4 protein-coding genes and 1 pseudogene are annotated in these 5,857 nt (G+C 71.0%); 4 read left to right on the forward strand and 1 reads right to left on the reverse strand.

Annotated elements, in window-relative coordinates; genetic code table 11:
* The 3 genes from RH94_RS06205 to RH94_RS06220 form a co-directional block, all read left to right on the forward strand.
* On the forward strand, positions 1 to 1,733 hold a 1,733-nt coding region (locus tag RH94_RS06205; RefSeq protein WP_234425566.1), incomplete at its 5' end, for an alkaline phosphatase family protein.
* Positions 1,734 to 2,054: 321 nt separating this feature from the next.
* A complete protein-coding gene (locus tag RH94_RS06215; protein ID WP_073946644.1) occupies positions 2,055 to 3,602 on the forward strand; it encodes a sodium-dependent transporter in 1,548 nt (515 codons plus the stop codon).
* Entirely contained in the window at positions 3,602 to 3,739 is a 138-nt protein-coding gene (locus RH94_RS06220; RefSeq protein ID WP_073946645.1) for a methionine/alanine import family NSS transporter small subunit, read from the forward strand. Before RH94_RS06215 ends, RH94_RS06220 begins: the two co-directional genes overlap by 1 nt.
* Positions 3,740 to 3,868: 129 nt before the next feature.
* On the opposite strand, the gene dusB is transcribed toward RH94_RS06220, so the two are convergent.
* The gene (gene dusB / locus RH94_RS06225; RefSeq protein ID WP_073946646.1) at positions 3,869 to 5,011 is read right to left on the reverse strand and encodes a tRNA dihydrouridine synthase DusB; all 1,143 of its coding nucleotides are present in this window, start codon (positions 5,009 to 5,011) and stop codon (positions 3,869 to 3,871) included.
* A 95-nt stretch (positions 5,012 to 5,106) separates the two neighbouring features.
* Between dusB and RH94_RS06235 the strand changes: the two are divergent.
* A pseudogene (locus RH94_RS06235) lies at positions 5,107 to 5,857 on the forward strand (MFS transporter); the annotation flags it as partial.

A 5,857-nucleotide genomic window follows, 5' to 3' on the forward strand; every position in this document is an offset into this window, starting at 1 on the left:
CGGCAGCCGTCCCGCCCCCGCCCCTCCCCCTCCGTGTCCTCCGCGCCCTCCGCCCCCGTGCCGTCCGTCAGGGCTTCCGGCGTTGGCGGGGCGCGCACCCGGCAGGCGCCCGCGTGCTCTCCCTCGCCGTCACCGTCCTCGCCCTCCTCCTGGTCGTCGTCGCCCTGCTGCTGCCGAACAAGTGGGAGCAGTTCGAGGTCGCGGCGTTCACCCGGATCCCGGTGGAGGCGTTGCTCGGGGCGGCCCTGCTGCTCGTGCTTCCGCGCCGGGCGCGGGTGGTCGTGGCGGTGCTCGGCGGGGTGGCCCTCGGTGTGCTGACCGTGCTGAACCTGACGGACATCGAGTTCAACGAGTACCTGGGCCGCAGCTTCAACGTGATCCTGGACTGGCAGCTGCTGGACGACGCGCAGTCGTACCTCGCGGACACCCTGGGCGGCACCGTCGCCCGGCTCGCCGCCGTCGGTGTCGTACTCCTCGTGCTGGCGGTACTCGCCGTCATGGCGCTCGCGGTCGTCCGCGTCGGCGGCTTCCTCGGCCGCCACAAGACCCGCTCGACGCGCGGGCTGCTGCTCGTCAGCGCGCTGTGGATGCTGTGCTCGACCCTGGACGTACAGGTCTCCGGCTTCCCGGTGGCCTCCGAGCACACGGTCGCGATGATCAAATACCGCGAGAAGGGGGTGCGCGCCACGCTCCAGGACGAGCGGGATTTCGCGCGGACGGCGCGGGCCGACGCGTTCGGCGACACCCCGGGCAGCCAGCTCGTGCCGGACCTGCGCGGCAAGGACATGATCTTCACGTTCATCGAGAGCTACGGCCGCAGCGCGATCGAGGACCCGATCATGGCACCCGGCGTCAACGAGACCCTCGACGTCAGCACCCAGGCCCTGGCCAAGGCCGGCTTCCACGCCAAGAGCGGCTGGCTGACCTCGGCGACGTACGGCGGCGGCAGCTGGCTCGGTCACTCCACGTTCATGTCGGGGCTGTGGGTCGACAACCAGAACCGCTACCGCACGGTGACCTCCGGCGACCGCCTCACCCTGACCGAGGCGTTCAGGAAGACCGGCGCCTGGGACACGGTCGGCATCATGCCGGGCGTGCAGAAGGGCTGGCCGGAGGCGAAGTGGTACGGCCTGGACAAGGTCTACAACGCTTTCCAGATGGGCTACCAGGGACCCAAGTTCAGCTGGTCGACCATGCCCGACCAGTACGCCCTGGAGGCGCTCCAGCGCCTGGAGCACGGCAAGAAGCGCGACAAGCCGCTGACCTCGTTCGTCATCCTGACCTCCAGCCACCAGCCCTGGGCGCCGGTCCCGGAGATGGTCGACTGGGACGAGGTCGGCGACGGCTCGGTCTTCCGGGGCATCGAGGCCGCCGGCACCAGGCCGGCGGACATCATCACCGACCCGACCCGCTCCCGCGAGGAGTACGGCAGGTCGGTCCAGTACTCGATGACCGCCCTCACCGAGTGGATGGAGCGCTACGCCCACGACGACACCGTGCTCGTGGTCCTCGGCGACCACCAGCCCGTCGCCCGGGTCAGCGGCGAGAACGCCAGTCGTGACGTACCGTGCTCGATCGTCGCCAAGGACCCGGAGGTCCTGGAGAAGATCGCCGACTGGGGATGGAGCGACGGTCTGCGGCCCGCCCACGACGCCCCGGTGTGGAGGATGGACTCCTTCCGCGACCGCTTCCTGACGGCGTACGGGTCCACCCCGCACCCGACCGGAAGCTAGTGCCGCAACAGGCAACGTTCGCCCCGTCGCGACGCCCGGCACGCACTCTCGCCGCACCGCCCGAAAGCCCAAGTACATCCAGTACGAGGACTTCCGGCCGGCACGCCGAGAGCACGCACCGGACGCCGCTCCTTGACGGGCAAACGTTGCCTGCCGCGGCACTAGTACTCCGGTCCGACCGCACGGAGAACTACCTGATCACGAGCGCGTTCCGGGCGCGACGGCGACAGGGGTGTCCGCCATACGGCGCCCCCTGTCCGCCAGGGACTTCTGTTGCTAGCGTGCCGCCCTACGCAAAGAAATGACCAAGGAATCGTGATCATGTCCAGTCCTTCCCGCGAGCAGTGGGGAAGCCGCTCGGGCTTCCTGTTCGCCGCGATCGGGTCGGCGATCGGCCTCGGCAACATCTGGCGCTTCCCCGCCGTTGCCTACGAGAACGGCGGCGGGGCCTTCCTCCTGCCGTATCTCGTCGCGCTGCTGACCGCCGGTATCCCGTTGCTCGTCCTCGAGTACTCGATCGGCCACAAGTTCCGGAAGTCGCCCCCGGCCGCCTTCCGCAAGCTGGCCAGACCCGCGGAGGTGCTCGGCTGGTGGCAGGTCGCCATCTGCTTCGTGATCGCCGCCTACTACGCCGTCATCATCGCCTGGGCGGTGCGGTACATCGGTTACTCCTTCGGCGAGCAGTGGGGCAAGGACGCCAACGCCTTCTTCTTCGGGGACTTCCTGCAGGCCGCCGAGAAGCCCGGCCTCATGTCCTCCTACGTCGGCGGTGTGCTCTGGCCGCTCATCGCGGTCTGGGTGATCGTGCTCGTCGTCCTGGCGCTCGGCATCCGCAACGGGATCGAGAAGGCCAACAAGTTCTTCATCCCGCTGCTGGTGCTCTTCTTCGTCGTCCTCGTCGCCCGCGCGCTCACGCTCGACGGCGCCGGCAAGGGCCTGGACGGCCTGTTCCGGCCGGACTGGTCGGCGCTCGGCGACGGCAGCGTGTGGGTTGCCGCGTACGGGCAGATCTTCTTCTCGCTGTCCATCGGCTTCGGCATCATGATCACTTACGCCTCGTACCTGCGGAAGCGCTCGGACCTCACCGGCTCCGCGATGGTCGCCGGCTTCGCCAACAGCGCCTTCGAGATCCTCGCGGGCATCGGCGTGTTCGCCACCCTCGGCTTCATGGCCTCGGCCCAGGGTGTCGGGGTGAACGAGGTCGCGAGCTCCGGCATCGGCCTGGCGTTCGTGGCGTTCCCGACGGTGATCTCCCAGATGCCGATGGGCACGCTGTTCGGCGTGCTGTTCTTCGCCTCGCTGGTGATCGCCGGCCTCACCTCGCTGATCAGCATCGTGCAGGTCGTCATCGCCGCCGTGCAGGACCGCACCGGAATGCGCCGGGTCCCGGCGGCCCTGGGCGTCGGCGGGGCCATCGCCCTGGTGTCGATCCTCGTCTTCCCGACCGACAGCGGCATCTACCTGCTGGACGCGGCCGACCACTTCATCAACCAGTACGGCATCGCACTCGCCGCGCTGGTCGTGCTCGTCGTCGTGGGCTGGCTGCTGCGTCGCCTGCCCGCCCTCCAGAAGCACGCCAACGACACCTCCGCGATGCCGCTCGGCCGCTGGTGGCTGGTCTGCCTCGGCATCGTCACCCCGCTGGTGCTCGGCTGGATGATGGTCGACAGCCTGCGCGCGGAGTTCGCCGAGAACTACGAGGGCTACTCGACGCGGTTCCTGCTCTGGGCGGGCTGGGGCGTCGCCGCGGCGGCGCTGCTCGTCAGCGTGCTCCTCAGCCTGGTGCCCTGGCGCTCCGCGGACTCCGAGCCCGCCCCGGAGGCGAGCGCGGACACCGACTCGGACGCACGGGAAGAGGTGAGGAACTGATGTCGACGAGTGCGATCATCATGCTGATCGTGGCCATCGTGATCGTCTGGGGCGGTCTGGTGGGCGCCATCGTCCAGTTGCGCCGCCACCCCGAGCGTCCCGAGGACGACGCGGCCCCGGCGCGACCGGCGGCCTGAGCCGTACGGAGCGGAGCGACACGACGCGGCGCCCCACCCGGAACCCTCCGGGTGGGGCGCCGCGTCGTACGGCCGGGCCGGTCACGTCACCGGGCCGATGTGCCCGGTCCCGCCCGCGGGAGGCGCTGATCAGCCGCCGGAGGTGTCCAGCTCCGCGTCCTCGCCGACGCCCGCGCAGTCGTACGGGTCCTTCAGCCAGCCGTCCGGCAGCACCACCCGGTTGTTGCCGGACGTACGGCCGCGGGGCCCGTCGGCGCCGGCCGGCCAGGGCTGGTCGAGGTCCAGCTCGTCCAGGCCGGACCGCAGCTCCTCGAGGGAGGAAGTGATCGCGAGCCGCTTGCGCATCTCGGAGCCGACCGCGAAGCCCTTGAGGTACCAGGCGACGTGCTTGCGGAAGTCGACCACGCCCCGCGACTCGTCGCCGAGCCACTCGCCGAGCAGGGTGGCGTGCCGGACCATGACGTCGGCGACCTCGCGCAGGGTGGGCCGTACGTAGGCGTCCGTACGGCCCTCGAAGGCCGCCACCAGGTCGGCGAACAGCCACGGCCGGCCCAGGCAGCCGCGCCCCACGACCACACCGTCGCAGCCGGTCTCCCGCACCATCCGCAGCGCGTCCTCGGCCGACCAGATGTCGCCGTTGCCGAGCACGGGGATCTCGGTGACGTGCTCCTTCAGACGGGCGATGGCCTCCCAGTCCGCCGTGCCTCCGTAGTGCTGGGCGGCCGTGCGGCCGTGCAGCGCGATCGCCGTCACGCCCTCCTCGACCGCGATCCGGCCGGCGTCGAGACAGGTGAGGTGGTCGTCGTCGATGCCCTTGCGCATCTTCATCGTGACGGGCAGGTCGCCGGCCCCGCTGACCGCCTCGCGCAGGATGGCCCGCAGCAGGTTGCGCTTGTAGGGGAGGGCCGAGCCGCCGCCCTTGCGGGTCACCTTGGGCACCGGGCAGCCGAAGTTCAGGTCGATGTGGTCGGCCAGGTCCTCCTCCGCGATCATGCGGACGGCCTTGCCGACGGTGGCCGGGTCCACGCCGTACAGCTGGATCGAGCGGGGCCGCTCGCTCGCGTCGAACCTGATCAGCTGCATGGTCTTGTCGTTGCGCTCGACCAGCGCCCGGGTCGTGATCATCTCGCTGACGAACAGCCCCTTGCCACCGCTGAACTCCCGGCACAGGGTGCGGAAGGGAGCGTTGGTGATGCCGGCCATGGGGGCCAGGACCACCGGCGGCCGGACACTGTGCGGACCGATCTGCAGGGGGGACTCGAGCGTGGGCATTCCCCCATTGTCGCGTATGCGGTCCGGCGGGGATCCCATGATCCCGCATCGGTCATTGGTCGACCGCACTGTTGAAACCCGCTGCGCTGGAACCCCTGCCCGAGCTCGGCCACCGGCGGCGGCTGCCGGCGCCGGCGATCTGCTGCATGAGCCTGCTGATCGTCAGCATCGACAACACCGTTCTGAATGCCGCCCTGCCCTCGTCGCAGCGGGAGTCGCACGCGAGCACGTCCGGACCGCAGGGGACCATCGACGCCTGCGCACTGGTGCTCGCGTCGCTGCTGATGCCCGCCGGCCCGACCCGGTCGGCCAGGTGCTGGTCATCGCCCTGTTCGGCGCGCTCGCCGCCCTGCTCGGCCTGCCGCGGTACGAGCCGCGCCGCGCCGAACCCCTCATCGACCTGCGTTTCTTCCGCTCGGCGGCTTCCTGTTCCTGTCCACGCTGTGCCTGCGGAACGTGCGCGGTGCTGTTCACGGCCTTCGAAGCCGAGACCTCCGACGTCATGCTCGTCATCGGATACGCCTTGTTCGGCGTCGGCGTCGGCGTCGGCACCGGCACCGCGCCCCTCACCGACACCGCCGTCTCCGGCATGCCGCGCGCCCGGGCCGGCGTCGCCGCCGCCGTCGCCTCCACCAGCCGGCAGCCCGGGCAGACGCCCGGCGTCGCGGTGGTCGGCGCGCTGCCGGCCTCCGGGGTGGGCTCGTCGTCGTACAGGAGCGCCTTCGTCCCCGCCGCCCGGCCCGGGTGGCGGGTCCTGGTGGCGTGCGGGGCGGCCGTACTGGTCCTGGACGCGCTCACCGGCGGCCGCCGGGCCGGTCGGACCGCCGGGCGCACGGCCGAGCGGCT

The organism is Streptomyces kebangsaanensis (assembly GCF_001906585.1).
GTDB lineage: Bacteria > Actinomycetota > Actinomycetes > Streptomycetales > Streptomycetaceae > Streptomyces > Streptomyces kebangsaanensis.

Bases quoted from the DNA above. Each gene is read 5' to 3' on its own strand.
- RH94_RS06215 (WP_073946644.1), top strand. From the start codon at position 2,055: ATGTCCAGTCCTTCCCGCGAGCAGTGGGGAAGCCGCTCGGGCTTCCTG.
- RH94_RS06220 (WP_073946645.1), top strand. From the start codon at position 3,602: ATGTCGACGAGTGCGATCATCATGCTGATCGTGGCCATCGTGATCGTC.
- dusB (WP_073946646.1), bottom strand. From the start codon at position 5,011: ATGCCCACGCTCGAGTCCCCCCTGCAGATCGGTCCGCACAGTGTCCGG.